The following is a 26,926-nucleotide window of genomic DNA, read 5'->3' as shown; positions in this document are numbered from 1 at the left end:
ACCGCAGAACCCCCTTCCTACAGCGCGCCGCTCGCGGCCGTCCAGAGCGCGTCACAGATCTCTTCGTCGGCGCCGAAGACGGTGAGCGGGCCGTCCGAGCGCTCGACGGCCCCGGCCTCGCGGGCCAGTAGCTTCCCGGCCACCTGTTCGCGTTCGGCGGGGTAGTAGCAGACGAAGCCGTCGAGTTGTCCGCGGGCGAGCAGGCCCCAGTAGACGACGGGCGCCCACGTCTGGATGGCGCGCTTGGGGACCGTCTCGACGGCGTCGGTGATCGCGTCCCACTCCTCGCGCTCGACGCCCCCCGAGACGACCTCGGGGCCGATGATCATCCCGACGGTCGCCTTCTCCGGCGGGAGCGCCGTGCCGTCTGTCACTTCGACGGTGGTCCCGTTGTACCGGACACCGTTGCCGCGCTCGGCGACGTAGGTGTCGTCGAGGACCGGCACGTGGACGGCGGTGGCGACGGGGTCGTCCTCCGGCGCGCCGGGTTCGGGGCGTTCGCAGACGGTCGCCGCGACGCCGAACGTGGGGATCCCGGCGGTGAAGTTGTTCGTGCCGTCGAGGGCATCGACCACCCAGCGGTACGCGCCGTCGCCCGCGTGGTCGCCGGACTCCTCGGCGGAGATCCGGTGGTCGGGGTAGGCGTCGGTGATCGCGTCGAGGACGCGCCGTTCCGCCTCGCGGTCCGCTTCGGCTTTCACGTCCTTGGCGGTGTAGTCGGCGGGCGTGCCGCCGTTGCGGAAGCTCTCCGAGAGGTAGTCGCCGGCGGACTCGACCGCTCGCACGGCCACGTCGGCGAGGGCTGCGGCGTCGCTATCGGTGGAGATGGCGGCGGCGTCGCCATCGGTGGAGGTGGGAGCGGCTTCGCTATCGGTGGGGACGGGAGCGGGGTCGTCGCTCATGCTCACGTCTGAGCGGCGGGGGGCCTACTATCGTTTCGGATCGGTGGCCGGGGTGGCCCTGTCGCCGGCGACTGCTTCGTCACCGGTCCGGGCGAACCCTGCTCGTAGCGCGGTGTTTTTGCCCGGGGGACACACAGGGCGGGTATGGAACTGTTCGCGGTCGAGGGCCTCCCCGAAGTTCGCCCCGGCGACGACGTGGGCGAACTGATCGCCGAGCGGGTCGACCTGCACGAGGACGACGTCGTCTGCGTCTCGCACTCTATCGTCTCGAAGGCCGAGGGCCGACAGGCCGACCTCTCCGAGTTCGACCCCGGCCCGCAGGCCGAACGCATCGCCGACCGCATCGGCGCGCTCGCCGGCGAGGAAAAAGACCCGCGCTTCGCGCAGGCCGTGATCGACGAGAGTCAGGAACTGCTCACCGAGGAACCGCTCATGCTCGCGGTGACCCGGTTCGGCCACATCTCCGTCAACGCGGGTATCGACCGCTCGAACGTCCCCGACGCCGACTTGCTCTTGCTGCCCGAGGACCCCTCGGCCAGCGCCGAGCGGATCCACGAGGCGCTCGACGCGCCCGTGATCGTGACCGACACGTCCGGGCGCCCGTTCCGCCAGGGCCAGCGCGGCGTCGCGCTCGGCCTCGCGGGGATGCCCGCCGCGCGCGACTGGCGGGGGGAGTCCGACCGCGACGGCCGGGAACTCGGCGTCACCGTCGAAGCCGTCGCCGACGAACTCGCTGCCGCCGCGAATCTCCTCACCGGTGAGGGCGACGACGGCCTCCCCGTCGTCGTGGTGCGCGGCTTCGAGTTCGGCGACCACGAGCCACACGAGGGGCTCTTCCGCTCCGAGAACGCCGACTACGTCCGCGACGCGCTCCGGGAGTGGGACTACGACAAGGACCGGTTACGACAGGTCGACGGACACGCCGACGACGGCGACGACACCGCCGACACCGACACTCCGACGGACGCCGCCGACGCGGAGGCGACCGACTGATGCGCGCCGTCGAACTCACCCCGGAACACCCCGTCTCGACGCTCGCCGGGTTCGGCGAGACCGCCGAGGCCGCCGGGTTCGACGCCGCCTTCGTTAGCCACCACTACAACAACCGCGACCAGTTCGCCGCGCTGACGGCCATCGCGGCCGAGACCGACGACATCCTCGTCGGACCGGGCGTCGCCAACCCCTACGAGACCCACCCCGTCACCCTCGCCTCGCGGATGGCGACGCTCGACGAGTACAGCGGCGGTCGCGGCGTCTTCGGGGTCGGTCCCGGCGACGCCTCGACGCTCGCCAACCTCGGCGTCGACCCCGACACCCCGCTCCGGCGCGTGCTGGAGACGTTCAAGATCGCCCAGCGCCTCTGGGCCGGCGAGCGCGTCGACCACGACGGCACCTTCACCGCGGACGACGCCGGCCTCAACTACGACGTCGGTTCGATCCCGGTGTACGTCGGCGCGCAGGGCCCGCACATGACCCGGATGGCGTCCAAACACGCAGACGGCGTCCTCTACAACGGCGCGCACCCGCGCGACTACGAGTGGGCGAGCGAGCGCGTCGCGGAGGGACTCGACGAGCGCCCCGACGACCGCGGCGAGTTCGACTTCGCCGCCTACGCGTCGGTCAGCGTCGCCGAGGACGCGGCCGCGGCCCGCGAGACCGCACGCTTCCCGGTGGCGTTCGTCGCCGGCGGCGCGCCCCCGCCGGTGCTCTCGCGCCACGACATCGACGCCGAGGCGGCAGCGGCCGTGAGCGACGCCGTCTCCTCGGGCGAGTTCCGCGAAGCGGCCGAGCGAGTCACGGAGTCGATGCTCGACGCGTTCTGTATCGCGGGGACGCCCGAACAGGTCGAGGCGGAGATCGATGCGGTGCTGGAGTACGCGGACAGCTTCGTCGCGGCGTCGCCGCTCGGGCCGGACGTGGAGCGAGCTATCGAGCTACTCGGCGAGAATCACACTGCGTAGCGCGGCGACCGCTTACTGCGCTTCCGGCGGCGGCGAGCTATCGACGGTGAACAGCGAGAGGAACGCGCCCAGCGAGAGGTAGCCGAGCGCCGCGCTCGGGGCGAGGACGAACAGCGCGCCGAAGGCGATCAGGACGGCGCTGATCGGGTCGTGCGTCGCGACTTCCTGGAAGTGGCCGGGCATCTCGATGATGCTGTTTACCAGCTCCATCGCCGAACTTGCGAGGTCTGCCATACCAGAGCCTTTGGACCCCCCGTACTTCGAGGTTTCGTGTCGACGCAGGGGCGAGCGCCCGGCGATCTATCGCATCCGGGCGGTCAGGTCACGGCGAGCGCGAGGCGAGTCGCGACGAAGAGGGCGGCCATCCCGAAGATGTCGCCGGCCGTGGTCACCGTCGGGCCGACGAGGTTGTCGGGGTTCATCCCGCGGCGGTAGCCGCCGAAGACGACGACGACGATGACTGCGACCAGTATCACGCCGGCGAGCGCGCCGCCCACGAGCGCGATCAGGGCGAGCGTCCACAGCGGCGCCACCCGCCGGCCGAGCGCGGTGAGGATGGCGAAGGTGAACGTCGCGGCGACCAGACTGGCCCCGAGACCGTTGAGCAGGGCGGCGGCGATCGCGCTCACGAGTCGGTCGTCAGGGGTGAAATGCGGTTCGACGAGCCCCTGGTGGAGCGCGCTCGACAGCCGCGACCCGAGCGACCCGTAGACGCTCCCGCGGATCGCGAGGAACGCCGGCACGACGACCAGCAGGCCCGGGACCGCCTCGAGTTCGGCCTCCATCCCGCCGAGGATACCCCCGGCGAGCAGCCCGCCGAGCGCGCTCACCAGCAGCGTCGGCAGGGCGCCGCGGTACCCCTCGACGATCGTCTCTCTCACCGACACGGCGGGGACTCACCTCCAGGCGCGCGCTGTCGCCCCGTCCGGGTCACGTGACGATCACCCGGACGACGCCGAACAGGACGATCACGCCGAGCACGTCACAGACGTTGGTCACGACGGGGATGACCACGTCGTCGGGGTCGGCCTCGAACCGGTAGGCGGTGTAAGCCGCGGTGACCGTGACGGCCACGGCGAGGACGGCGAGGACGAGCCCGCTAATCGATGCCACCGCGACCACGGTCTCGACCGGGAGTCGCGCCCCGCCGGTCACCCGCGCGACGGCCCACGCGCCGGCGCCGACGACCGGGAAGACGGTCACCGCCAGCAGGACGGTCGTGATGGTGTTCCCGAGGAGCTCGTCGTCGGTCACGTCGAAGGAGAGGATCCCGAGGTGGAACGCGGTCGACAGTCGCGCCGAGAGGACGCTCCCGAGGTTCCCCGCGGTCCCGATGGTCACCGGCACGAGGACGAGCAGGGATGGGTAGCGCCGGAGCGTCGCCTCGAAGGATCCGAGGGTGAGCCCGCCGACCAGTTCGAGCAGCGTCAGCGCCACGAGGATCGGGAAGAGTCGCCGCGTGATCCCCGAGACCGACCAGTCGCTCGCCATCGTCACCCGGCCAGATTCCTGAGTCGCTCGGCGCCGGTTCGCGTCCCCTTCGCGATGAGGGTGTCACCGGCGCGGAGCGTCGTCCCCGGGTCCGGGGTGAGCAGCCAGTCGGTCTCGCCCGCGGACTCGCGGCGGATCGCGATGACGAGCATCCCCGTCGTGGTGCGCAGTTCCTGCTCGCGGATCGTCGTGTCCGCGAGGTCGCTCCCCGCCGCGACGGGGACGCTGACGAGCACCTCGTCGGAGGCCTCGACGGCGGCCTGCACGACGGGGTGGCTCCCCAGCCCGCGGAGGACGCCCTCGCTTATCTCCAGCGCGGCGTCGCTGATCACCTCCGTGCTCGCGGCGATGTGGAGCAGGCCGCGGATCGTCACCGGGTCCTCCACTTCGGCGGCCGCCCGGAGCGCCCACGCCTCGAAGCGGGACTTGAGCGCGTCGACCTCGACCTCGAGTTCGCTCACCTCCCGCGCGAGTTCCGGGTCGTCGAAGAGGACGCTCCCGTAGGCCAGGTCGACCGCCAGCTCGCTCACGTTCTTCATCAGGACCACCGTCTCGACCGCCCGGTCGAGGTCCGCGATGTCCGACTCGGACACCGCGGGGCGCTCGAAGGGCTCGCCGGTCGCGGTCTCGTAGACGCCGGCGATCCCGTCGTCGGGGCCGCGACAGAGCAACACGTCGTCCGCCCGGAGCACCGTCTCCCGGTCGGGGTTGAGCACCCACTCGTCGCTCCGGCGGATGGCGAGCACCCGGACGCCGGTCTCTGTCTCGAGGTTGATGTCCGCGAGCGTCCGGTCGGCGTAGGCGGAGTCGGCGGCGAGTTCAGCCCGCGCGAGCGCCTCGACGGGGTCGGGGAGCGACGACCGGAGCGCCGTCGGCAGGCCGATGTCCTCGAGGACGACCTTCGCGATGTCGCCCGCGGCGTCGCTGATCTTCTCGGCGGCGCCGACGATGCCGAAGATCGGCGCCAGCTGTTCTGCCTCCTCCGGAGAGCGGCCGGCCATCACGAGGCTCATCCGCGCTTTCAGCTGGAGCACGTCCATCTCCGACTCCAGTTCGAGCACCTCCTCGGCGAGCGCCCGACTGTCGAAGAGGACGGAGGAATAGGAGAGATCGATCAGGAGCTCGGCGATGTCCTTCATCTCGCCCAGCAGCTCCTTGACGCTGACCGGCTCGTACTCGACGCGGTCGTCGGCGTCGCCGCCGCGGCCGCCAGGCGTCATCGGTGCCACCGGCGCCGTGGACTCGCCCAGTTCATGTCGGATAGTCGTCGCGGCGACCCCTTAGTCCATCCGGGCGCCGCACGTCCGGTGACGACGCGCCACAGGGCGCCCCGTCAGGCGATGTCCCGAGACCGGAACCGCCAGTAACCGACGACGACGGGAACGACCGCCCAGAACGCCAGCACGCCGGCCAACTGGAAGCGGAGCGACCCAGTGACGTTCCCCAGCATGCGGTAGGCCTCGGTCGGGTCGACCCACAGTACGTAGTGGTACCACTGCGGCGTCGATCCGGCGGTGTAGGCGAGCTCGGTCGGCCCCGGGAACTCCCCCCGGACGAACAGGAACGGCAGGCCGACGACGAAGGTCCGCCACACCGCGGAGAACAGGACGACCGCGCCGAACGAGGCGCCCAGTGCGGTGATCCGCCGGCGGGCGAACGCGGAGGCGCCGACCGCGATACCGAAGAAGGCCAGCCCGAGCGCCGCGACGCTGCTGCCGCCCAGCGCGAGCGATACGGGGTCGACCGTCGTCGGGCGAACCCAGAGGACAACCGCGGCCGCGAGGAGCCCGGTCGCCAGAGAGCAGACGTAGAGGAGCGCCCGCCCGACGACCGTCCCGACGAGCACGTCACGGCGACGCACCGGATACCCGACGAGGACCCTGAGTCGCCCGGTTTCGACCCCGTCGACGACCGCCAGCGCCCCGAGCAGGACCGCCACGAACTGTATCAGCAACGGCGTCCCGAGTTCCGAGAACAGCGGCCCGAAGTTGGTGCCGACTCCCGGAGGGGGTGTGAGCCCGCCCGTGTCCGCGCCCGGGACGGGCACGCTCAGTGCCGCGGCGACGAACTGCCCGACCAGTATCGCGACCAGTCCGAGGATCAGACGGGACCGACGGAGCGTCGTCAGGTCCGCTCGCCCGTACGCGACCGCCGCGTGGTCGGGAAGCGAGAGGGGGAGGGCGGGCGTCGGGAGGGCTGACCAGGGTATCGAGACCGCTTCGAGCCGCCGCCGGAGCGGCGCTAACGGACGGCGCCGCTCGGGTTCGACGTCCTGACTTCGGAAGCGCACGTACCCCAGTACCACCGGGACGACGAACCACCCGAGCAACACCGTGACGCCGAACCAGTCGACGGCCGGGTCGAAGTAGTTCGCCCCCGTGTACGCGTTGTTCGGGTTGAGCAGTTGCAGGTAGTCTATCGTACCCACGTGATTCACGATGACGAACTGCAGTTCCCCGTCGGTCGGCGGCCGCCCCCGGAGGACCTCGAAGACGGGGCCGACGACGACCCGCTCCCAGTAACTGCTGAAGAAGATGTACGCGCCCAGTCCGAGGACCAGCGCGCGGAGACGGGTGTTCGCGACCACCGAGGCGCCGACCGCGATGCCGAAGTACGCGAGCGCGAACAGGAGCGTCAATCCGGCACCGTGCCCGAACGTACGAAGCGAGACGCCGTCGAGCCGGTAGACGACCGCAGCGACGATCAGCACCTGTCCGGCCAGTACGACGGCGATCAGGACGGATCCACGACCGAGGAGTTTCCCGACGAGGAGATCCCGACGTGACAAGGGAAACCCAGAGAGGACGCGGAGGCTGCCGGTCTCGCGTTCGCCGGCGATAGCCAGACCGCCGACGAGCACGGCCGCGAGGGCGACCGGTCGCTCGAAACTCGTCAGCAACACGAGCGCGATGCGGTCCGGCGTCGCGCTCGTGACGACGCTGTCCGGGAACCGCACGATCGTCGGAACAGCGACGAGCCCGATCAGGGCGACCAGCGCCCACACGAGCGCGGAACGCCTCGCGTCCGTCACCTCTTTGCGGGCGACCGTCAGCGCATTCACGGCCGCCCCTCCAGTATCGTCTCCCGTGACTCGACCGCCTCGCGGTCGGTGTAGGCGGCGAAGAGGTCTTCGAGCGACGCATCGCGGATCTTCACGTCCCGGGCGTCCATGCCGGCGTCCTCGATCCGCCGTATCACGTCGGCCTTCGCCGCCGGGTCGCGACAGGCGACCCGGACCGTCGCGTCGGCGACGCTGTGGCCGGTGACGCCGTCGATATCGTGGAAATCGACGGGCTGTGGGTCGTCGACGAGGACCTCGATGCGGGACTCGGCACCCATCGAAGTACGCAGTCCGTCGACGGTGTCTTCGGTGATGAGCCGCCCGTCCCGGAGGATTCCGACCCGGTCGCACACCCCTTCGACCTGGTCGAGGATGTGACTGGAGAAGAAGACCGTTGTGCCCCGCTGTAGTTCCTCGCGGACGATCCTCCGCAGACTGGCCATGCCGTTTGGATCCAGCCCCGAGGAGGGCTCGTCGAGGACGAGCAGATCGGGGTCTCCCACCAGCGCCATCCCGAGCGCAAGCCGCTGTCGCATCCCCGTCGAGAAGCCGCTGACGCGCCGACCCCGATCGTCAGGATCGAGCCCGACCCGCTCGAGGATCTCGTTCGGGTCGTCGTCGGTTCCCTGGAGATCGGCGGCGAGGTCGATGTGTTCGCGGGCGGTGAGCCGTCCGTAGAGGTCGTACCCCTCAGGGAGGACCCCGGTCCGTTCGCGGACCGCCGTCGACTCACGCCACGAGTCGCGGCCGAACACTTCGGCCCGTCCCTCGATCGCTCTCGTGAATCCCAGCAGGACGTTGATCGTCGTCGACTTCCCCGCGCCGTTGGGTCCGAGAAAGCCGTAGGCTTCGCCCGCCTCGACGGTCAGATCGATCTCGTCGACCGCCGTGGTCTCCCCGAACCGTTTCGTCACGCCACGCAGCACGATAGCGTCCATTACCAGACACCTCTGCACGTAATCAATTATCGCTGATGTATTAACGTGCTGGGGTGTCGACCGCCCTGTCGGGGCGCCATCCCGTCGTGAGTTCGGCCGCGTCCCCGAGAGTACAAAGTCTTTAACGGACCGGTCGCGTACCAGTCGGCAAATGGTACTCGACGATCTGGGAACGTCGCTCCGGAGCACGCTCAACGACCTCCGGGGACAGTCCCGCATCTCCGAGGAGGACGTCGAGGAGGTCGTCAAGGACATCCAGCGGTCGCTCCTGCAGGCCGACGTCGACGTCGACCTGGTGATGGAGCTGTCGGACAGCATCAAGACCCGCGCCCTGGAGGAGGAGCCCCCGGCGGGCACCTCCGCCCACGACTGGGTGCTGCGGGTCGTCTACGACGAACTCGTCGGCCTCGTCGGCGAGTCGACCGACCTCCCGCTCGAACCGCAGACGATCATGCTCGCCGGCCTCTACGGGTCGGGGAAGACCACCACCGCCGCCAAGATGGCGTGGTGGTTCTCGAAGAAGGGGCTCCGCCCGGCTATCATCCAGACGGACACGGACCGCCCGGGCGCCTACGACCAGTCCAAGGAGATGGCCGAGCGCGCCGAGGTGGACTTCTACGGCGACGCCGACGCCGACGACCCCGTCGAGATCGCTCGAGCGGGGCTCGACGCGACCGAGGACGCCGACATCCGGATCGTCGACACGGCCGGCCGCGACGGCCTCAACGAGGAGCTCATCGACCAGATCGAGGACATCGAGGACGAGGTCCAGCCCGACCGCGACCTGCTCGTCCTCGACGCGGCGATGGGCCAGAGCGCCAAGGACCAGGCCCAGGAGTTCGAGGACTCCATCGGCGTCGACGGCGTCGTCATCACCAAGCTCGACGGGACGGCGAAAGGTGGGGGCGCCCTCGCCGCGGTCAACGAGACCGGCTCCTCCATCGCCTTCCTCGGGACCGGGGAGACGGTGCAGGACATCGAGCGCTTCGAGCCCTCGGGCTTCATCTCCCGCCTGCTCGGGATGGGCGACCTCAAACAGCTGACCGAGCGCGTCGAGCGGGCGATGGAGGAGACGGGCGAGGAGGAGGACGACTGGGACCCCGAGGACATGATGGAGGGGAAGTTCACCCTCGTCGACATGCGAAAGCAGATGGAGACGATGAACAAGATGGGTCCGCTCGACCAGGTGATGGACATGATCCCCGGCATGGGCGGCGGGCTCATGGACCAGCTCCCCGACGACGCGATGGACGTGACCCAGGAGCGGCTCAAGGACTTCGAGATCGTCATGGACTCGATGACCCACGAGGAACTCGAGAACCCCCGTACCGTCGGCAAGAGCCGCATCGAGCGCATCGCCCGCGGGTCGGGTCAGCCCGAGGAGCGCATCCGCGAACTGCTCGAACAGTACAACGCGATGCGCCAGATGCTGGACCAGTTCCAGGGCATGGGCGACGCCGACATGGAGCGCATGATGAAGCAGATGCAGGGCGGTGGCGGCGGTGGCGGCATGGGCGGGATGGGTGGCATGGGCGGCGGTGGCGGCCCGTTCGGCGACTGAACGCGTCCGCGACGGCCGTCCACCGGTGTGTGCGTCGTTCGACCTGTTCTCAGTCCTGAGATTTCGCCAGTAACAGCTATGTGTCAGGACGGGGCAGGGGGAGCGTATGTCCGACTGGCCGCCGCTCGATCGGACGCTCGGTCCGGGCGCGTTCTACTCGCTGTACCGGGGTGCGCTCGCGGCCGACAGCGTCCAGCGGCGGCTGAGCCGGTGTTACGTCACCCTGCTGGCCGGACGCCTCGGCCTGCGGCCCGACGAGATCGTCCACTGCCACGAGGGGTGGATCGACTGGGGGCGCGGTGAGATCCGCGTCCCGGCGCTGGACCCGTGCGCCTGCCGCTCGTGCTGGGCGAACGCGCGAGCGCGCCAGGCGGCGGGCGACGAGCGTCCCCTCGGCGAGATCGTTCGCACCGAGCAGTGGTCCCCGGGCACGGACGCGGGCGCCCGGACGGTCGCCTTCGGCTGGTCCGAGCGGATCACCGCGGTGCTGGCCACGTTCTTCGACTACCTCGACCACTTCGACGGCGACGCCGCCACCGTCCGCGAGGTCGTGACCGAGACGGCGGCGGCCGCCGAAGGGATCGACCCGGACGGGCTGACGCCGCACGTCCTCCGCGCGACCGGCGGGCGCTTCCTCGCCGACGTCGGGTTCGACGCGACCTCGATCCGGCACGCGCTGGGGCTGCCCGACCGCGAGACCGCGGAGGCGTTCGTCCGCTACGCCGGCCAGCGGACGAGCGCGGCCACGTACGCCGCCTTCGACCGGGACGCGCTCGGCCCCGACGTGCCGCCGGCGAACCCGGACCGCCGGTTCCCGGTGGTGTGTGACCCGGCGCCGTTCTCCCGGGAGCCGTTCACGGCCGCCGACTACGGCCCCGACTCGCGCTTCGAGCGGGCGCAGAACGAGGCCGGGCGGCGCGTCCGAAACCCGCGGTCCGCCCGCGTCCCCGACGGGTTCGACTACGACCCCGACGAGCACACGATGGCCGAGCAGGCCGATTCGGCGGGCGGCCAGTTCTCGCGCTCCGCCGGCGCGGACGTGGACGACATGGCCGCGCTCCGGGACTGGGTCACCAGGAAGGACGCGTCGGTCCGCCCCGAGAGCGCCGGAGTCGACAGCGATTCGGCCGTCGCGCCGGGGATGGACCGCGAGTGGGGGGCGCCCGTCGACCCCGGTGAGGGGCCGCCCGCCGAACCCGACCCGAACGCGCACACCACCGCCGGGCCGGGCGACGGCCGGCTGGAGGCGGACGAGCCGCTGGCGACCCAGCCGCAGACGGTCGAGGAGGCGATCACCCAGCCGATGGTCGCCCGGGTCGGAACCCGCTTCGTCTCGCCGGCCGTCGCGGACGGGCAGGCCGTCGAGGGGCAGGTCGTCCTCGGGCAGAACGAGGTCCTCCTGGTCTCGCCGGCGACCGACGGGTCGCTCGACGACGAGACCGTCGAGTTCGACCTGCTGGCGCTCGACCGCGTGGTCGACGTGGTCCCCGACGCGGAGACGGCGACGGACGTCCCCTTCGACTCGGCGCTCGGGATCGTCGTCCGCCGGGCGGGGAGTCAGGAGGCGGCCATCGTCGCGCTCGACGAGGGGCGCAAGTGGGACTTCTGGATCGCGCTGTTCCGCAACGCCCTCCACGTCTCCCGGACGACGGTCACGGACCCCGCCCGGGTCGGCGGGCGCGTCACCGACGAATCGGCGACGCCGGCGATGTGCTACGTCGACCGCGGCCGGGTGCGGTTCACGCCGGTCGGCTCTGACACGACCCTGCTGTCGATCGACCTGGACGACGTGCTCCACGTCGAGCGGACTCGCCAGACCGTGGACGGCGACCGCCGGCCCGCGCTCGCGGTCCAGCGGTTCGACGACGGCGAGGCGGTCACGGCCGTCGTCGGCAGCGAGTCGACGCGGACGCTGGCGCTGTTCGAGCGGTTCGTCCGGCGCGACTACCGCGAGCGTCTCGAAGCGGCGCGGGCGCTCTCGATCCCCGACCGCGAGAAGGAGGTGCTCGTCGCCCTCTACACCATCGGCGAGGGCGTCGACCTCTCGGCCGCGTTCAAACGCGACGACGAGGAACTGCGGGAGAACCTCGCGTCGCTCGCCGAGAAGGGGATGGTTACCACCACCGACCTCGCCGGGACGGGCCTCACCGCCCGCGGGCGCCTCGTCGTCAGCGACCGCCTCGAAGCCGTCAACAGCTGAGACCTCCCCTGCCCTCCCGGACTCCGGCGCCGCGATCGACACACAGTGACGGGATCGGACAGGTACGGATCGTGATAGACGAAACGGGTTTCGGCGCCTCGGCCCTACCGCGTGTATGCGGGTCACCCTCATGGGGTCCGGTGACGCGGTCGGCGTGCCCGCGCCCCTCTGTGGCTGCGAGTACTGCGTCGAGAGCGAGCGGCGCCGCCGGCCGGCCGTCCTCGTCGAGGTCGACGACCGGACGGTCGTCCTCGACATCGGGCCGGACATCGCCCGGCAACTCGACGAGATGGACGTGTACGACGTGGACGGGTTCTTCGCGACACACGCGCACTTCGACAACTACTGGGGGATCAACGAACTCGGTCAGGCGGCGATGAAGCGGGCCGGTCACGGCCGGGAGGAGTTCGACAGCGCCGCTTCCGACCCGGAGTTCACCGTCTACGGGAGTCGTCCGGTCCGCACGTTCACCGAGGACACCTTCCCGTACGTCCTCGACTACCTCGACTACGAACCGGTCGACCCCGGCGAAGCCGTCCGGGCGGACGACGTGCGGATCCGCGCCTTCGCGGTCGACCACGGCACCACCGCCTTCCCGACACAGGGGTACGCCGTCTCGGCCGGGGAGCGGACCGTCGTCTACGCGCCCGACGTCGACGGTCCCGGGGAGATTCCCGACTACTGCGTCGACGCGGACCTGCTCTTCTTCGACGGGTCCGTCCTCGACGAGGAGCGCCGCGGCGACCGCGACGCCACCGAACTGCGGGAGTTCGCCCGGCGGTTCGAGGCCGACCGGATCGTCGCGACGAACGTCTCCGAACACGGGCTCGGACGCCACACCGACAGTATCGGGGAGGGAACCGCCTTCGAGATATGGAGTGACTTCGATTCGGTCTCGCTGTGAGCGGGCCGTGCGGACGGCCGACGCCGCGGACCGCCGACCGACACTGCCCGCGCGCTCTCCCGGAGACCGCCGACAGCTTTTCACCGTGACCGACCGAGTGAGTGACGGAGGGCACTCACGTGAGCAGAACATCACACGACAGCGAAGCGGTCGGGACGGTCGAGGGGACGGTCGTCCCGCTCCTCGTCACGGCACTGGTCGGGCTCGTCGGACTCGTCGGCGCCTGGTACGCGTTCGTCAGCTACCCCGAGTCGCTCTCGGAACTCCTCGGAGTGCTGATGGTGACGGTCGTCACGCTGGTGGCGCTGTGGCTCGGGAGCCGTCTCGGCGGCTCGTTCGTCACCCCCTACAACGTCGCCGAGGTGGCGGTCGAGGGACCGATCGCCCGCGAGAGCAAGAGCGGCGTCCCGGGGTCACCCATCGGCCTGAGCGCCGACGACGTGGTCGAACAGATCGAACAGGCCGACGCCGACCCGAACGTCGACGCGCTCCTGGTCAAACTCAACACCCCTGGCGGCGAGATCGTCCCGAGCGCGGACATCCGGCTGGCCGCCGAGTCGTTCGACGGACCGACGGTCGGGTACGCGACCGACGTGTGCGCGAGCGGCGGCTACGACATCGCCGTCGGCTGCGACGAGTTCTGGGCGCGCGAGGGCACACTCGTCGGATCGATCGGCGTTATCGGCTCGCGTGTCAACGCACACGACCTCGCCGAGCGCCTCGGGCTCTCCTACGAGGGGTTCACCGCCGGCGACTACAAGGATGCCGGCGCGCCGCTGAAGGAACTCGACCCCCGGGAGCGCGAGTACCTCCAGGGGCTCGTCGACGACTACTACGACCAGTTCGTCGACACCGTCGCCGAGGGCCGCGACCTCGACCGCGACGCCGTCGAGGACACCGAAGCCCGGGTCTTTCTCGGCACCGATGCGCTCGAGCGCGACCTGGTCGACGAACTCGGCACCCGGGAGGACGTGGAAGACGCACTCGCCGAACGCCTCGACGAGTCGGTCGTCGTCCGGGAGTTCGAGCCGGTCCGGTCCCTGCGCGACCGGGTCCAGATCGGCGCCGAACGGGCGACCTACGCGTTCGGTTCCGGCCTCGCCAGCGCGTTCGACGGCGACGCCGACGCGGCGGGACTGCGCTTCCGTCGATAGTCCGACGCTCCTGTGGGGGCTCCGCGACCGCCCCGCGACCGCTCCGTGACGGCTCCGCGACAGCTCCGTGACGGCTCCGCGACCGCCCCGCGACCGCTCTACCGATTCCAAGCGAGCGCCGCCGCGGTCGGTGGGTATTTTTCCGGTGGGACCGACCTCCGGCTATGAACGAGACGCGCGCGGCGACCGACCGACCCGACCCCGACCGCTCTCAGCCGACCGTGCGGGTCGGCGTCCGCAGTCGCAATCTCTCGGACGAACGACTCCGATACCTCCGCCAGCTCGGCGCGACAGACGTGTTCGTCGACCACGCCGACACCGACGAGGAGCCCGACGAGTTCAACGACCGCGAGGCCTCCCACACGGTGGCCGTCGGCCCCGACTCGATCCCGAGCGTCGACGAACTCGTCGCCGCCCGCGAGCAGGTCGAGTCCCACGGCCTCCGGCTGGCCGGCATCCAGTCGCTCCCCTACTCGCTGTACGGCGACATCATGTTCGACCGCGAGGGCAAGGACGAAGCGCTCGACCAGATCGAGCGACTGGTTCGGAACCTCGGCGAGGCGGGTATCCCCATCCTCGGCTACCAGTGGAACCCTCGCGGCGTGGTCCCGATGCGGACCGAGCCCGTCGAGATCCGCGGCGGCGCCGTCGGGACCGCGTTCGACCTCGACGAGATCGACGACCCCCACGAACTCGCGCCGGGCCTCGACCGCGAGTACACCGAGGCCGAGTTCTGGGACAACTACGAGGCCTTCCTCGAACGGATCCTCCCCGTCGCCGAGGAGGCGGGCGTCGACCTCGCGCTCCACCCGGTCGACCCGCCGAGTCTCGAATCGCTCGGTGGGATCCCGCGTCTCTTCCGTAACGTGGAGAACTTCGAGAAAGCGATGGATCTGGTGCCGAGCGACAACCACGGGCTCAAACTCTGTCTGGGCTGTTTCTCGCAGATGGGCGAGGACGTGACCGAGGTCCTGCGGACGTTCGGCGAGCGCGACCAGATCGTCTTCGTCCACTTCCGCGACGTGACGGGGACGGTCCCGAAATTCCACGAGACGTTCGTCGACGAGGGCAACTTCGACACGGTCGAAGCGGTGCGCACGCTCCACGAGGTCGGCTTCGACGGCGTGGTCGTCCCGGACCACGTCCCGGAGATGGAGGGCGACACCGACTGGCGCCACCGCGCGCGCGGGTTCACGGTCGGCTACCTCCGCGGCGTCGTCGACACGGTCGCGTCCGAACACGACGGGGCGTAGCGAGTCGCTCGCCCCGACTCGCCGGACTGCGGTCGGCGGATCGACCGCGAACGGTCGCGAGGATTTTTATCCCGTGGTCGCCTCCCTCGATACGTGACAACGCTGGTCGTCTGTATCGATCGCGCGGGCGACCTCGTGCAGGGAACGGCACCCCCGATCGTGGGACGGGACGCCGTCGAATCCCTCGTCGTCGACGTCGGCGTCGAGGACCCAGAGGACAGCCAGGTCAACTGTCTGCTGGAAGCCCTCCGAGTCTCGCGTGACCTCGACGCGAGCGGTGACGAGACCGTCGTCGCGGTGCTGGCCGGCACCGACGACACCATCAGTGCCGACAGGGCCATCGCTCGCCAGGTCGAGGGGCTCATCGAGGACTACGAGCCCGACTCGGCCGTCGTCGTCGTCGACAGCGCCGAGGACGAACGGCTCGTCCCCATCGTCGAGTCGCGCCTCACCGTCGACGCCGTCGACCGCGTCGTCGTCAGGCAGGCCCGCGACATCGAGTCCACCTACTACCTCCTCAAGCAGTTCCTCGCCGACGAGGAACTGCGCAAAACCGTCCTCGTCCCGCTGGGCGTCGCGCTCATCGCCTACCCGGTGCTGTGGTCGGTGACGAGTCCCGGCGTCGCAACGGGCGCCATCGTCGCCGTCGTCGGCCTCTTCCTCCTCTACAAGGGCCTCGGCGTCGACGCCTACCTCGCCGCCCTCCCCGGACAGATCCAGGAGGCGCTGTACTCCGGGCAGGTCGCGCTCGTCACCTACGTCGTCGCCGCCGGCCTCTCGCTCGTGGGTGTCTTCGCGGGCGCTATCGGCGTCTCGGCCACCGGGTCGGAGAGCGCGCTCATCCTCGCCAGCCGATTCGCCTTCGACGCCATCCCCTGGCTGACCGGTGCCGCGCTCGCGGCGAGCACCGGCCGCCTGCTCGACGAACTCATCCGCCACGAGGGCGTCCGCAGCGCCTACCTCAACCTCCCCTTCGGCGCCGTCGCCGTCGGCCTCGTGATCCGCGGGTTCTCCGCGTACTTCCTCGAACTCGCCGACGTGTTCGACCCCTTCCGGATCCGCTCCATCGAGCTCGGCCCCCTCTTCTTCGAGGGCGCGACGCTCGAACCGCCGGGCACCCGACTCGCGCTGTTCATCCTCGCGGGCATCCTCGTGAGCCTCGCCGGCGTCCGCTTCGCCGCCTACTTCAGCGGCACCGCCGTCGAGCACGAACTCGCCCGCCAGCGCGAAGGCGGCGACTAGGAACTGCTGTTAATTTCGTTCTCGTCTGGGTCTATTCGACCGGGACAGTGTGGGTCGGGCTTCGATGCGCTGTATCGCGTGCGAACTGAGTGGTTGTTTCTGTTCGAGTTGGTGTGGAAGGAAGTCGAGTTGGAGTGATCACAGGAGACGGTGAGAGTTGAAAGCCCTCGGTCCGTTCGCGGCCGCTGAGCGAGATATCCTCACTCCGTTCGGATAGCGCTCGCTCAGCGACCATGGGGCTTCGCCCCGCGAACGGACCTCGCCCTTTCAGTCCACCAAGGACCGCCCAGCAACCAGCCTCACGCCTCCCCAACCGATTCCTTCGCTCGCTCCGCTCGCTCAGTCATCCCTCGCGCGACGCCGTCTCGCGACGAGACGCTCGACGGCGCGCGCCACCGCAGTTGTTCACTCTGTGGGCTCTCATGTTCGGGGATAAAGCAGCACGTAAACGGTGTATGAGGGCCATTCTTATTGTATCTGTTGGTGACGTTGAATGTATGCGCCGACGGCAGTTCCTCGCGACAGTAACGGGCGTGGCTATGGCTGGTTGTAACGGGCTTCTGGGCGGAGGGCGCAGCGACGGTCGGGGCAGCGGCTCCACGTCCGTGGACACACGGGCCTCGTCACCAACGCCGGCCGCAACCCCGAGCCCGTCGAAGACCCCAACTGCAACGACGACACCGACGCCCCCGAGCACCCCTCACGAACTCGCGTACGACGACTTCTTCCACGACTTCGAAGCGTACGAGGGGAAACCGGTCCGGTTCGAATACGGATACGTCTACCGAGTCCAGCACCGTGACCAGTACGACCGCCTCCGAATGCACGTCTCGAACAGTCAGGTTGAGTGGGAAGGGCGCATTGCGGGCGAGTGGACTGGCAACACACGCGTAGCGGGGGACGAGCTGAATCCCGTCGTCGGGGTTGCCGAGCAGCTCGTCACGTATACGACAGATGGAGGGTACGAGCACACGATTCCCTACCTGTCGTTCACGACGCTCGATCTATGGGGAGAAGAGCCCGAAACCCAGCAGTAGCGCGGTCAGTAGCGGCGGTATATATCGCCAGTCCGATTCAGCGATACCACGCTCGTCTGTTCAGATGGCTGGTTCTGACGATCTGCCCGACTCCTGTTCTGGATAAGTTATTGGAGTAGGGATAATCAATTCACGCGCGAACCGACCTTCGTATGACTCGGGCTTCTTCGCTTGCGTCCGGAGAACTGCCTCGCTCGCCGGATGCCCACGTGATACGTCCACCTGTTCACTCTCTCATCTGTATTGAACAGCCGCGCCGAACGGAGTGAGGCGCGGTTCGCCGTCAGAGCAAGCGCTGACGAGCCCGCGGTCGTTCGCGGGGCTCACTTCCGCGGACATCGGACGCGAGCGAACGAAGTGAGCGAGCCGTCCGCCTCTTTCACCCCTGTTTTTCGAGGAGTGGTGCCCGCAGCGAGCGAAGCGAGCGAAGACACCCGACGATGAAAAAGATGGGATCGCAGGCCGTTTATGCGCGAGCGCGTCTATCCACGGGTATGACAGACGAGGCGGGGGACGGGAGCTGGGTCTCGCTCTTCTCGGGGGGCAAGGACTCCTCGTGGGCGCTGTACCGGGCGCTCGAACGCGGGTTGCCGGTCGAGCGCCTCGTCACGGTCCACCCGGAGGGGGACTCGTACATGTACCACGTCCCGGCGACGCGACTCGCGACGCTGGCCGCCGAGAGCATCGGGATCGAACTGGTTGGAGTCGAACCCGAGGACTTCGACGCGGGCGAGGCGGTCGACTCGAGCACGCAGGGCGACGCCGAACTCGAACCGCTGGAGGCGGCGCTCGATGAACTCGGCCGCGAACTCCCCGGCGGCCTCGCGGGCGTCACCGCCGGCGCCGTCGAGAGCGAGTACCAGACCTCGCGCATCGAGGCGATGGCCGAGCGACTCGACGCCGAGGTGTTCGCGCCGCTCTGGCAGCGCGAGCCCCGCCAGCTCGCCGACGCGATGCTCGACGCCGGCTTCGAGATCCGGATCATCCGCGTCGCGGCGGGCGGCCTCGACGAGTCGTGGCTGGGACGACGACTCGACGCCGACGCGCTCGACGAACTCGAAGCCCTCAACGAGGAGTACGGCGTCCACATCCTCGGCGAGGGCGGCGAGTTCGAGACGCTGGTGACGGACGGGCCGCACATGGAGCGGGCGATCCGACTGGATTTCGAGACGGAGTGGGACGGGACGCGAGGGTCGCTGCGGATCGAAGACGCCTGGCTGGAGTGAGCATCCGGCGCCTTCGGCGCCGGTTCCCCGAACTCGCGCTTTGCGCAAGTTCGGCCTTTTTCACCCATGTTTTTGTCGGAGGGGTGCCCGCAGCGAACGGAGTGAGCGAGGACACCCCTCCGAGAAAAAGATGGTGACCGGAGTTTCAAGAGGTGGGCGCTGTATCGGGCAGGTGTGAACCGGGAGCGACTGGAAGACGAACTCGAACGCTTCGAGAGCGACGCCGACGCGCGTCGGGTCGTCGCTCGGCAGGCGCGCGATCTGGCGGACTCGGGGTTCGTCGAGGACGATCTGGGGTTCGAACTCGACGTAGAGACGGTGGTGGAGAACCTCGCGGACGCGCCCGAGGACCACTCGCTCGTCGAGCGGTGGAACTGGTGGGTCGGTTCGCTAGAACTCTCTCACGGCGGCTACGAACAGTTTCAGGTCAGGGTGTACTGACGGCGCCGGTCCAGCCCGAGGCCGGCGCGACAGTTCAGAATACGCTCAGTCCGTGCGACTCTCGTGCGTGTTCGAGAAGCTCCTCTGTGGTTTCGAACTGTTTCCCACAGCTGCACGTGTGATATGTCGGAGTCGGCTCCGACGTGGACTGGCGTGTTGCCATACGAGTTGACAATGGTGGCCTACCTTAATAATTGTTTACCCGGTATGTGTTGGCAGGGCATACGCGGGGTGTGGACGGGTCTCACGCGGGAGTGAGCTGTGTCTCGCGTGGGCCGGAACGGCCCGTGTGGGGACCCAGTTCGGGGTAGCCGACGTACCTTCCGGGACCGGTGGAGCTATGCGTCGAGCGGCGAACGAATCGGACATGACACGCGTTCTGGTGGTCGGGGAGAACACCTTCCCGTTCCACGCTATCGAGGAGAAGCGCGCGCAGTTCGAGGCCGCGCTGGAGGGGTACGACCTGACGATCACGACGGACCGCGACGCGCTCACCGGCGAGTACGACGTGTTCGTCGACTACCTCACCGATTCGACGCTCACGGACGAGCAACTCGACGCTCTGCTCGCCCACGTCGAGTCGGGCGGCGGCTACGTCGGCGTCCACTGCGCGTCGGACCTGACGTCGACGGCCGCCGACGACCCGGACGAACTGCTCGACCACATGGACGAGCCGTTCCCGGAACTGCGCGAACTGATCGGCGGCCACTTCCTCACCCACCCCGAGGACTCGGAGTTCGGCGTCGACGTCGTCGCCGACCACGAGATCACCGAGGGCGTCGACGACTTCACCGTCTTCGACGAGCCCTACCAGGTCGACTGGGACGACGACGTGACCGTGCTCGCGGAGATGGACCACCCCGACCTGGAGCGCTACCCCGTGGTCTGGACCAACGAATCGGCGGGTCGGGCGGCCTACATCTCGCTCGGTCACACCGACGAGGCGCTCGAACACGAGTCGTTCGTCACCCTGCTGCGGAACGCCGTCGACTGGGCGGCCGAGGACTAACCGCGACTCGCGCTCGCGAGCGGCGGGACGATATCAGTCCGCTGGGTTCACGTACAGGCCGTAGCGGTAGTACTCGTCGTCGAGCGCGAGCCGGAGCCCGTTCTCGGCCCGGGGCGCGTCGTCGGGCGAACTGTCGAGCAGGTCGCGCAGACCGAGGTCGACGAGGAGCGACCGGTAGTCGTCCGACAGCGGTGCCGTCTCCTCGTACTGGTCACGCGAGATCGCGATCCGCTGGTTCTCGGTGAGTTCGTCCAACGAGAGGCGCGCGTCGACCGTGTCGCCGTCGAGCGCGCGCTCGAACGCGGCCTCCGAGTCGGCGACCGGGACCGCCACACCCGTGTACGCCGGCTCCGCGAGTTCGCGGGATTCGACCGAGACCTCGAGAACGGCGCCGTTGTACTCGACGTAGTCGTGGATCGGGTCCGGTGCGAGCCCGCTCTGTGGCCCCTCGTAGCCCCGCCGATAGACGTAGCCGCCGTCCTCGACGACGTCTCCGGGCGCGGTCCCGCCCATCTGTCGGTGTCGGGCGGCGACGTACGCGATCTTCACGGCGCGGCGGTCGATCCGCGTGAGCGCCGAGTGGCGCACCCGGCCCGGCGGGTCGTCGAGGTCGCGGAGCTTCCCGACCCACTCCAGGGTCAACACCGGCCGTTCGACGCGCTCCAGACCGGTGGTGACGACGATCAGTCGGTAGTAGGTCCCGTCGCGTTCGACGTACTCGCCCTCCGGGACCGGCGGGTAGCCGTGCGTCGTCGGGCGCTCGCCCGCGACGGCGGCGTCGATGGTCTCCGCGTAGTCGGCGGTCCAGGGCCGGGGCTCCTCGGGTGGGTCCCAGAGCGCGAGGGGCGCCAGCGAAGTCCCGAGACGGTCGACGTTCAGCGTGTAGGTGAGCTTCTGCTCGCCGGAGAGCGCGTCGACGCTGACACAGCCAGCGAGGGCGACAGCGCTGGCGGCACCGGCGGTCGCGAGGAACGAGCGGCGAGACCGGGAGGGCATGCCCGTGAGTGAGCGATTCGTCGGCAAGTGTCTTCGGGTCGGTAGGAGGTCAGTCGGTCGGGGAGGCGTCGGGTCGGTAGTCGCGGCTCACCACTTTCCACGTCCCGGAGCGGTACCGGTAGTAGGTGATGCAGGCCGGGATGGCCATCTCGGCGAAGACGGCGACGTACAGCGCCGTCTGACCGAACTCGGGGACGGCGACCCCGAGATAGGCGATGGGGAGGGCGAACATGTACAGTCCCGCGAGCTGCGCGTAGAGGGGCCATCGGGTGTCGCCGCTGGCCCGCAGGGGACCGGTCGACCCGCCGTAGACGCCGCTGAACATGACGCCGACGCAGGCCACGCGGATGAAGGTGACCACCGTCGGGAGAATCTCGGGCTGGTCGACGAACACCCGGCCGATCGGCCGCGCGAAGACGAACACGCCGACGGCGATGAGGGCGTAGACGGCGATAGAGAACCGGATGATGTCGTGGGCCCACACGCCGGCGTCGTCCTCGTCGTCCTGACCGAGCGCCTGCCCGACGAGGCTGGAGGAGGCCATGCTGAAGCCCCAGTTCGGGGTATCCATCAGCGCGCGAACGCGCATGGCGACGACGTAGGCGGCGACGACGTTCGGGCCGAACAGCCCGACGATGAACAGTTTAGGGAACTGGCCCCCACTCCGGGCGAGGTTGGTCCCGATGAGCGGCGTCGCCATCTCCACGAGGTCGCCGAGTAGCGACCGGTCGAAATGCGGGCCGGAGAGCGGTATTCGGACCGGGAACTCGCCGATGCAGGGCAGGCCGCCGCGGGCGAGGCCGACGCCGAACGCGGCCGTCACGAGGACGTTCGAGAGTGCGGTCCCGATGGCAGCGCCGGCGACGCCCCAGCCGAGGCCGAAGATGAGCACGGCGTTGAGGATGATGTTGATCACCGCGCCGCCGCCGCGGAGTATCATCGGCGTCCACGCGTCGTCGGCGCCGACGAGCGTCCGGCTCCCGATGAGGTTCAGCGCGGCGAACGGGACGCCGAATGCGACGACCCGGAGGTAGTCGGCGCCGAAGGCGACCGCCTGGTCGCCGGAGCCGATGAGTCCGATCAGCGGCGCCGAGAGGAACCAGTAGACGGCGACCAGCGGGAGGGTGATCGCGACGGTGAGCACGGCGCTGGCCTTCACGGAGAGGGCGAGTTCGTCGTAAGCGTCGGCGCCGAACCGCTGGGAGACGAGACCGATGGTCCCGCCGGCGACGCCGCCGCCGAGCGCGAACGCGAGGCCCCAGAAGGGGCTGGCGTAGCCGACCCCGGCGATGGCGGTCGGTCCGAGCGCGATACCGACCATCGCCACGTCGGCCGTCGAGCGGGACATCCGCGCGAGGCCGGTGATGATGCGCGGCCACGCGAGGTCGGTCGCCCGCTCGACCCGCTCGCGGTCGATGATGCCGAAGCGAGCGACGAGCGCACCGACCGCGAGGAGGAGCGCGCGGACGGGGTTGTACCGGGACCAGGACACCACGGACCGGGTTTCGTCTCGACCCTGAAAACGGTTTAGAATCCGGTCGAGCGCTCCGCTTGCGGTGTGTCGTCCCGTCTCACGACTCCCGTGACCGGCCGGAATTGCCGGACGTAGCGTGCCGGTGGTCGGCCGGGTTCGCCTGGACGCAGCGTGCCGGCTCTCGGCCGGAATCGCCCGGGCTCAGATCCCCGCTTCGTCGCCGACCGCGGGGGCCGTCGCCTCGAACCCGTCGGCCCGCAACTCCTCGGCGAACGCCTCGCAGCGGTCGCCGTGATTGACGAGCACGCGCGCGTCGCGGTAGGCGTCGAGGAACTCGAGGATGCCGTCCCGGTCGGCGTGGGCGGAGAAGTCGTAGGACTCGACCTGCGCGCTGACGGGCATCCGCCGGCCGTCGATCTCGGCGCTCCCGGTGTCGAGCAGGTCACGGCCGGGCGTCCCCTCGACCTGGTAGCCCGTCATCGCGATCTTGTTCGTCGGTCGCTGGCGGACGGCCGGGATGTACGTCATCGCCGGGCCGCCGGAGAGCATCCCGCTCGTGGTGACGATCACGGTGTTCTGGTCGGCGATGCGCCGACGCTGGCCGTCCGCGCCGTCGACGAAGCGAGCGTTGGACTTCGCCCGCTGGAGCGCGTCGGCGTCGCGGACGAACTCCGGGTTGCGACGCAGCATCCGCGTCACCTGCTTGCCCATCCCGTCGACGTAGCAATCGAGGTCGTTGGCCTCGCAGACCAGCAGCATCTCCTGCGTGCGGCCGATGGCGAAGGCCGGGACCACGACGGTGCCGCCCTGCCAGATTGTGGTGCGGACGCTCTCGGCGAAGCGGTCCTCGATGGCCGCGCGGGCCTCGTGCTCCACGTCGGAGTAGGTCGATTCGCAGAGCACCACGTCGGCGTCGGGACGAGCGGTGGTACCCGACACCAGCCGCTGGTCGTCCGTGTGAAAGTCCGACGTGTAGAGGAGTCGGGTGTCACCGTCGTCGACGAGGACGTGGGCGCTCCCGGGGATGTGGCCGGCGTTGTAGAAGGTGATCTCGTGGCCCGCCGCCTCGAAGGACTCGCGGTAGCCGTGGGTCTCGGAGACCTGGGTGACCCGTCGGATCTCGGTCTCGGTGAACGGGCAGTCGTAGGTGCCGCCGTGGAGTTTGAGCGTGTCGCGGGCGAGCGTCAGCGCGAGTTCGCGCGTCGGCGGCGTCCAGTGGATCGGGGGGCGTCGGTCGCCCGAGAGGAGCGACGGGACGGCGCCGACGTGGTCGAGGTGGCCGTGGGAGACGACGACGGCCTCGGGGTCGACGTCGTCGACCGGAAACCGGGGCGGGTTGCCCGTGAGCATGCCGTAGTCGAGGAGGAGCCGGTCGTTGACGAGGATCGCACTGCGGCCGACCTCGCGGGCACCACCCAGGAACCGGACGTTCATCGGCGGAGTATCGGCGCCCCGGGCGCTTGTGTCCGTCGGTCGGCGTCGATTCGGTCGGCCTCGGTCCAGACGAGTCGCGTCGGTCCGCCTCGTGCCGGTCCGAGCGAGTGGCACCGCCCGGGGCGCGCCCGTCACGGCCGCCCCGCGACAGCATCGCTGGGAGTTTCAGACCTGAATATCCGGCGGGAACGCTTTTATCCGTGACCGCGTATCTACTGGGGTATCGTGGTCTCTCAGAGCGTCTATCTCGCGCTGGTCGCGCTTTCGACAGTCGTCTCGGTGGCGGTCGCGGTCTGGCTGTGGGACGACGACACGAACCTGCAGAGTCGGCTGTTCGTCGCCATCGTGGCCCTCTACGCGGTGTCGGGGCCGCTCGTGATCGCGGAACTGCTGGCGCCGTCGCGGTCGCTGATGATATCGTCGTTCAGGTTCCAGGCCGCCCTCACGGGGTTCTTGCCGCTGCTGTGGTTCCTGTTGATCCTGGAGTACGTGGGTCATCTCCGGCGGGTCCCGCGGTCGGTCGTCTACGGGGCGGTCGGGTGGCACGTCCTCGTCGCGCTGCTCGAGGCGACGAATCCGTTGCACGAGCTGATCTGGACCGAGTTCACGCTCGTCTCCGAGCCGTTCACCTACACGGAGGCCGTCCCGACGGGGCTCTCCTTCGCACTCCTGCTCCCCGGGTCGCTGCTGTACTACGGCGGGCTCGGACTGCTCGGCGCGCACCTCCTGTTCGGGCCGGGCGTCAGGCGCAAGCAGACGGCGGCGCTCCTGGTGGGCTACCTGCCGACGTTCGCCATCTTCTCGCTGTGGTTCGCGGGCACCATCCCCGGCCCGCTGTCGGGTGCGCTCGTCATCGGGTCTCCGTGGCTGCTCGGCGTCGTGGCCTGGGCCGTCTTCCGCCACCAGCTGTTCGACCTCGCGCCGCTCGCCCGGGAGTCCGTCCTCGAAGTCCTCGACGACGCCGTCGTCGTCGTCGACAGCGACCGCCGCCTGCTCGACTACAACCGAGCGGCCGCCGAGACGTTCCCGGCAGTCTCGGACTACGAGGGCGAACCGGTCGAGCGCGCCGTCCCCGAACTCTACCCGACCAGCGAGGCCGACGGCACCGCTGCCGACGGACCGACCGAGGTGTCGTCGGACAGCGGGCCCGACGGCGGCGGTGTCGTCGCTCCCGTCGAGTCGAACGAGTCCGGCGAACCGACGGAGGTGCTCCCCTCTGACGGGGCGCCCGACTCGCCGTTCGTGTCCGCGTTCACGCGGTTCGAGGAGGGCGAGGTGCGGGAGTACGACGTCACCGTCTCCGACCTGCAGGTCCGCGGGTCGGTCGCCGGCTACACGCTCGTCCTCCGGGACGTGACCGAGCGCCGTCAGCACGTTCGCGACCTCGAACAGCAGACCACGCAGCTAGAGCGGTTCGCGAGCACGCTCTCGCACGACCTGCGGAACCCGCTGAACGTCGCCCACGGTCGAGTGGCGATCGCCCGCGAGGAGCGCGACGACGAGCACCTCTCGAAAGCCAGCGACGCGCTCGACCGGATGGACCAGATCGTCCAGGACACCCTCACGCTCGCTCGCGAGGGGGAGACCGTCGACGACCTGTCGCGGGTCTCGCTGGCCACGGTCGCCCGCGACTCCTGGGGGACGACCGACACCGGAGCGGCCACTCTCGATGTGGACGTGGACGACGCGACGCGAGTCTACGCCGACGCCACACGCCTGCAGTCGGTGTTCGAGAACCTGTATCGCAACGCGATCGACCACGGCGACGAGTCCGTGACCGTCACCGTCGGCCGCACCGACGACGGCTTCTTCGTCGCCGACGACGGCCCGGGCGTCCCCGCCGACGAGCGCGAACAGGTGTTCGAGTACGCCTACACGACGGCCGACGACGGCACCGGGCTCGGCCTCGCCATCGTCGACGCCGTCGCCCGCGCGCACGGCTGGGAGGTGTCGATGACGGAGAGCGACGGCGATTCGGGCGCGAGGGTCGTCTTCTCGGGCGTCAAACTGATCGAGGGGCGCACCGAGCCAGAGCACGAACTGACGAACACCTGAAGCCGGCGGGCTGAAACCGTCCGAGCACCGAAGACCCCGATCGTCGTCACCGAGCACCGAAGGCGCTGACCCGTCGTCGTCCGAGCACCGAAGGCGCTGACCCGTCGCCGTCCGAGCGATCCGGAGACAGACCTTTTGTCGTTCAGGACGCAGCTTCGAGCATGGCCCTCGCGAAAGTACTGAAGTTCGCCGCCCTGGCGATCGGCGCGTTCATACTGGTCAGCGTCGTCCTCTCGGTGGTCTCGGCGCTCGTCGGACTGGTGTGGGCGCTGGTGACCACGGTCGCCACGCTACTGACCGTCGCCGCCCTCCTCTACGGTGGATTCAAACTGTACTCGTGGCTCTCCGACGACGGGTCGTCCGAACGCGACTCGATCCGGGACCGCTCCCGGACGACGAGGACCGACGGGACGGGCGAAGACGGGGTCGCTCGGCTCCGGGAGCGGTACGCGAACGGCGAGCTATCCGAGGCGGAACTCGAACGACGCCTGGAACTGGAACTCGACGGCCCCGAGACCGACAGCATCGACCGGGAATTGAGCCGCGAGCGGAGCTGAGACGGCGGAGACGGCGCGATTCCCCGTCGG

At 69.6% G+C, this 26,926-nt stretch carries 24 protein-coding genes; 14 read left to right on the top strand and 10 right to left on the bottom strand.

Annotated elements, in window-relative coordinates; translation table 11 throughout:
• Positions 1 to 17 precede the first annotated feature (17 nt).
• A complete protein-coding gene (locus D1409_RS09815; RefSeq protein WP_123536558.1) occupies positions 18 to 902 on the bottom strand; it encodes an inositol monophosphatase family protein in 885 nt (294 codons plus the stop codon).
• A gap of 144 nt (positions 903 to 1,046) precedes the next feature.
• Between D1409_RS09815 and D1409_RS09810 the strand changes: the two genes are divergently transcribed.
• Positions 1,047 to 1,895, top strand: a complete 849-nt coding sequence (locus tag D1409_RS09810; RefSeq protein ID WP_123536556.1) for a coenzyme F420-0:L-glutamate ligase — start codon at positions 1,047 to 1,049, stop codon at positions 1,893 to 1,895.
• The gene (locus D1409_RS09805) at positions 1,895 to 2,863 is read left to right on the top strand and encodes a 5,10-methylenetetrahydromethanopterin reductase (RefSeq protein WP_123536554.1); all 969 of its coding nucleotides are present in this window, start codon (positions 1,895 to 1,897) and stop codon (positions 2,861 to 2,863) included. Before D1409_RS09810 ends, D1409_RS09805 begins: the two co-directional genes overlap by 1 nt.
• 12 nt (positions 2,864 to 2,875) lie before the next feature.
• Here D1409_RS09805 and D1409_RS09800 read toward each other — a convergent pair whose 3' ends face one another.
• The 6 genes from D1409_RS09800 to D1409_RS09775 form a co-directional block, all read right to left on the bottom strand.
• Positions 2,876 to 3,097: a hypothetical protein gene (locus tag D1409_RS09800; protein ID WP_235853538.1), complete on the bottom strand. Its 222-nt coding sequence runs from the start codon at positions 3,095 to 3,097 to the stop codon at positions 2,876 to 2,878.
• An 83-nt stretch (positions 3,098 to 3,180) separates the two neighbouring features.
• Positions 3,181 to 3,750: a magnesium transporter gene (locus D1409_RS09795; RefSeq protein WP_123536550.1), complete on the bottom strand. Its 570-nt coding sequence runs from the start codon at positions 3,748 to 3,750 to the stop codon at positions 3,181 to 3,183.
• A gap of 43 nt (positions 3,751 to 3,793) precedes the next feature.
• Positions 3,794 to 4,354, bottom strand: coding sequence for a magnesium transporter (locus D1409_RS09790; protein WP_123536548.1), 561 nt, complete (start codon positions 4,352 to 4,354; stop codon positions 3,794 to 3,796).
• A 2-nt stretch (positions 4,355 to 4,356) separates the two neighbouring features.
• Positions 4,357 to 5,574, bottom strand: coding sequence for a potassium channel family protein (locus tag D1409_RS09785; protein ID WP_123537084.1), 1,218 nt, complete (start codon positions 5,572 to 5,574; stop codon positions 4,357 to 4,359).
• A 113-nt stretch (positions 5,575 to 5,687) separates the two neighbouring features.
• Entirely contained in the window at positions 5,688 to 7,415 is a 1,728-nt protein-coding gene (locus D1409_RS09780) for an ABC transporter permease subunit (protein ID WP_123536546.1), read from the bottom strand.
• A complete protein-coding gene (locus tag D1409_RS09775) occupies positions 7,412 to 8,353 on the bottom strand; it encodes an ABC transporter ATP-binding protein (RefSeq protein ID WP_123536544.1) in 942 nt (313 codons plus the stop codon). Before D1409_RS09775 ends, D1409_RS09780 begins: the two co-directional genes overlap by 4 nt.
• A gap of 151 nt (positions 8,354 to 8,504) precedes the next feature.
• Between D1409_RS09775 and D1409_RS09770 the strand changes: the two genes are divergently transcribed.
• From D1409_RS09770 to D1409_RS09725, 10 genes are all read left to right on the top strand, one after another.
• The gene (locus tag D1409_RS09770; protein WP_123536542.1) at positions 8,505 to 9,914 is read left to right on the top strand and encodes a signal recognition particle protein Srp54; all 1,410 of its coding nucleotides are present in this window, start codon (positions 8,505 to 8,507) and stop codon (positions 9,912 to 9,914) included.
• A gap of 106 nt (positions 9,915 to 10,020) precedes the next feature.
• Positions 10,021 to 12,114, top strand: coding sequence for a CheF family chemotaxis protein (locus D1409_RS09765; RefSeq protein ID WP_123536540.1), 2,094 nt, complete (start codon positions 10,021 to 10,023; stop codon positions 12,112 to 12,114).
• A 115-nt stretch (positions 12,115 to 12,229) separates the two neighbouring features.
• Positions 12,230 to 13,018 (top strand): MBL fold metallo-hydrolase, encoded by a 789-nt coding sequence (locus D1409_RS09760; protein ID WP_123536538.1) that lies wholly within the window; start codon positions 12,230 to 12,232, stop codon positions 13,016 to 13,018.
• Positions 13,019 to 13,137: 119 nt separating this feature from the next.
• Positions 13,138 to 14,172, top strand: a complete 1,035-nt coding sequence (gene sppA / locus D1409_RS09755; RefSeq protein WP_164471625.1) for a signal peptide peptidase SppA — start codon at positions 13,138 to 13,140, stop codon at positions 14,170 to 14,172.
• Between the two features lie 164 nt (positions 14,173 to 14,336).
• Positions 14,337 to 15,425, top strand: a complete 1,089-nt coding sequence (locus D1409_RS09750; RefSeq protein WP_123536536.1) for a mannonate dehydratase — start codon at positions 14,337 to 14,339, stop codon at positions 15,423 to 15,425.
• Positions 15,426 to 15,518: 93 nt separating this feature from the next.
• Positions 15,519 to 16,667: a DUF373 family protein gene (locus D1409_RS09745; RefSeq protein WP_123536534.1), complete on the top strand. Its 1,149-nt coding sequence runs from the start codon at positions 15,519 to 15,521 to the stop codon at positions 16,665 to 16,667.
• 497 nt (positions 16,668 to 17,164) lie between these two features.
• Positions 17,165 to 17,704, top strand: a complete 540-nt coding sequence (locus tag D1409_RS09740; protein WP_123536532.1) for a hypothetical protein — start codon at positions 17,165 to 17,167, stop codon at positions 17,702 to 17,704.
• A 494-nt stretch (positions 17,705 to 18,198) separates the two neighbouring features.
• Complete coding sequence (locus D1409_RS09735; protein ID WP_123536530.1) at positions 18,199 to 18,930, top strand: diphthine--ammonia ligase; 732 nt, start codon at positions 18,199 to 18,201, stop codon at positions 18,928 to 18,930.
• 174 nt (positions 18,931 to 19,104) lie between these two features.
• Positions 19,105 to 19,371 (top strand): hypothetical protein, encoded by a 267-nt coding sequence (locus D1409_RS09730; protein WP_123536528.1) that lies wholly within the window; start codon positions 19,105 to 19,107, stop codon positions 19,369 to 19,371.
• A 367-nt stretch (positions 19,372 to 19,738) separates the two neighbouring features.
• Entirely contained in the window at positions 19,739 to 20,380 is a 642-nt protein-coding gene (locus D1409_RS09725) for a ThuA domain-containing protein (protein ID WP_123536525.1), read from the top strand.
• Positions 20,381 to 20,413: 33 nt separating this feature from the next.
• On the opposite strand, the gene D1409_RS09720 is transcribed toward D1409_RS09725, so the two are convergent.
• The 3 genes from D1409_RS09720 to D1409_RS09710 all read right to left on the bottom strand — a co-directional run bounded on the left by D1409_RS09720 (position 20,414) and on the right by D1409_RS09710 (position 24,284).
• Positions 20,414 to 21,376 carry a hypothetical protein gene (locus D1409_RS09720; RefSeq protein ID WP_123536523.1) on the bottom strand — a complete coding sequence of 321 codons (963 nt, stop codon included), beginning with the start codon at positions 21,374 to 21,376 and terminating at the stop codon, positions 20,414 to 20,416.
• A 49-nt stretch (positions 21,377 to 21,425) separates the two neighbouring features.
• On the bottom strand, positions 21,426 to 22,868 hold the full coding sequence (locus D1409_RS09715; RefSeq protein ID WP_123537082.1) for an MATE family efflux transporter: 1,443 nt from the start codon (positions 22,866 to 22,868) through the stop codon (positions 21,426 to 21,428).
• A gap of 183 nt (positions 22,869 to 23,051) precedes the next feature.
• A complete protein-coding gene (locus tag D1409_RS09710) occupies positions 23,052 to 24,284 on the bottom strand; it encodes an MBL fold metallo-hydrolase (RefSeq protein WP_123536521.1) in 1,233 nt (410 codons plus the stop codon).
• Positions 24,285 to 24,509: 225 nt separating this feature from the next.
• Here D1409_RS09710 and D1409_RS09705 point away from each other — a divergent pair, with 225 nt between their 5' ends.
• Together D1409_RS09705 and D1409_RS25385 are read left to right on the top strand one after the other, a co-directional pair.
• Positions 24,510 to 26,339 carry a sensor histidine kinase gene (locus D1409_RS09705; protein ID WP_123536519.1) on the top strand — a complete coding sequence of 610 codons (1,830 nt, stop codon included), beginning with the start codon at positions 24,510 to 24,512 and terminating at the stop codon, positions 26,337 to 26,339.
• A gap of 161 nt (positions 26,340 to 26,500) precedes the next feature.
• The gene (locus tag D1409_RS25385) at positions 26,501 to 26,896 is read left to right on the top strand and encodes a hypothetical protein (RefSeq protein WP_123536517.1); all 396 of its coding nucleotides are present in this window, start codon (positions 26,501 to 26,503) and stop codon (positions 26,894 to 26,896) included.
• Positions 26,897 to 26,926: the final 30 nt, after the last annotated feature.

This window comes from Halosimplex salinum, assembly GCF_003730195.1.
GTDB lineage: Archaea > Halobacteriota > Halobacteria > Halobacteriales > Haloarculaceae > Halosimplex > Halosimplex salinum.
This window is presented reverse-complemented; position numbering and strand designations above follow the sequence as displayed.

Coding starts and splice junctions, on each gene's coding strand:
- D1409_RS09760 (WP_123536538.1), top strand. CDS start 12,230: ATGCGGGTCACCCTCATGGGGTCCGGTGACGCGGTCGGCGTGCCCGCG.
- D1409_RS09785 (WP_123537084.1), bottom strand. CDS start 5,574: ATGACGCCTGGCGGCCGCGGCGGCGACGCCGACGACCGCGTCGAGTAC.
- D1409_RS09765 (WP_123536540.1), top strand. CDS start 10,021: ATGTCCGACTGGCCGCCGCTCGATCGGACGCTCGGTCCGGGCGCGTTC.
- D1409_RS09775 (WP_123536544.1), bottom strand. CDS start 8,353: ATGGACGCTATCGTGCTGCGTGGCGTGACGAAACGGTTCGGGGAGACC.
- D1409_RS09720 (WP_123536523.1), bottom strand. CDS start 21,376: ATGCCCTCCCGGTCTCGCCGCTCGTTCCTCGCGACCGCCGGTGCCGCC.
- D1409_RS25385 (WP_123536517.1), top strand. CDS start 26,501: ATGGCCCTCGCGAAAGTACTGAAGTTCGCCGCCCTGGCGATCGGCGCG.
- D1409_RS09790 (WP_123536548.1), bottom strand. CDS start 4,354: ATGGCGAGCGACTGGTCGGTCTCGGGGATCACGCGGCGACTCTTCCCG.
- D1409_RS09805 (WP_123536554.1), top strand. CDS start 1,895: ATGCGCGCCGTCGAACTCACCCCGGAACACCCCGTCTCGACGCTCGCC.
- D1409_RS09750 (WP_123536536.1), top strand. CDS start 14,337: ATGAACGAGACGCGCGCGGCGACCGACCGACCCGACCCCGACCGCTCT.
- D1409_RS09770 (WP_123536542.1), top strand. CDS start 8,505: ATGGTACTCGACGATCTGGGAACGTCGCTCCGGAGCACGCTCAACGAC.
- D1409_RS09710 (WP_123536521.1), bottom strand. CDS start 24,284: ATGAACGTCCGGTTCCTGGGTGGTGCCCGCGAGGTCGGCCGCAGTGCG.
- D1409_RS09800 (WP_235853538.1), bottom strand. CDS start 3,097: ATGGCAGACCTCGCAAGTTCGGCGATGGAGCTGGTAAACAGCATCATC.
- D1409_RS09810 (WP_123536556.1), top strand. CDS start 1,047: ATGGAACTGTTCGCGGTCGAGGGCCTCCCCGAAGTTCGCCCCGGCGAC.
- D1409_RS09725 (WP_123536525.1), top strand. CDS start 19,739: ATGACACGCGTTCTGGTGGTCGGGGAGAACACCTTCCCGTTCCACGCT.
- D1409_RS09740 (WP_123536532.1), top strand. CDS start 17,165: ATGCGCCGACGGCAGTTCCTCGCGACAGTAACGGGCGTGGCTATGGCT.
- D1409_RS09735 (WP_123536530.1), top strand. CDS start 18,199: ATGACAGACGAGGCGGGGGACGGGAGCTGGGTCTCGCTCTTCTCGGGG.
- D1409_RS09815 (WP_123536558.1), bottom strand. CDS start 902: ATGAGCGACGACCCCGCTCCCGTCCCCACCGATAGCGAAGCCGCTCCC.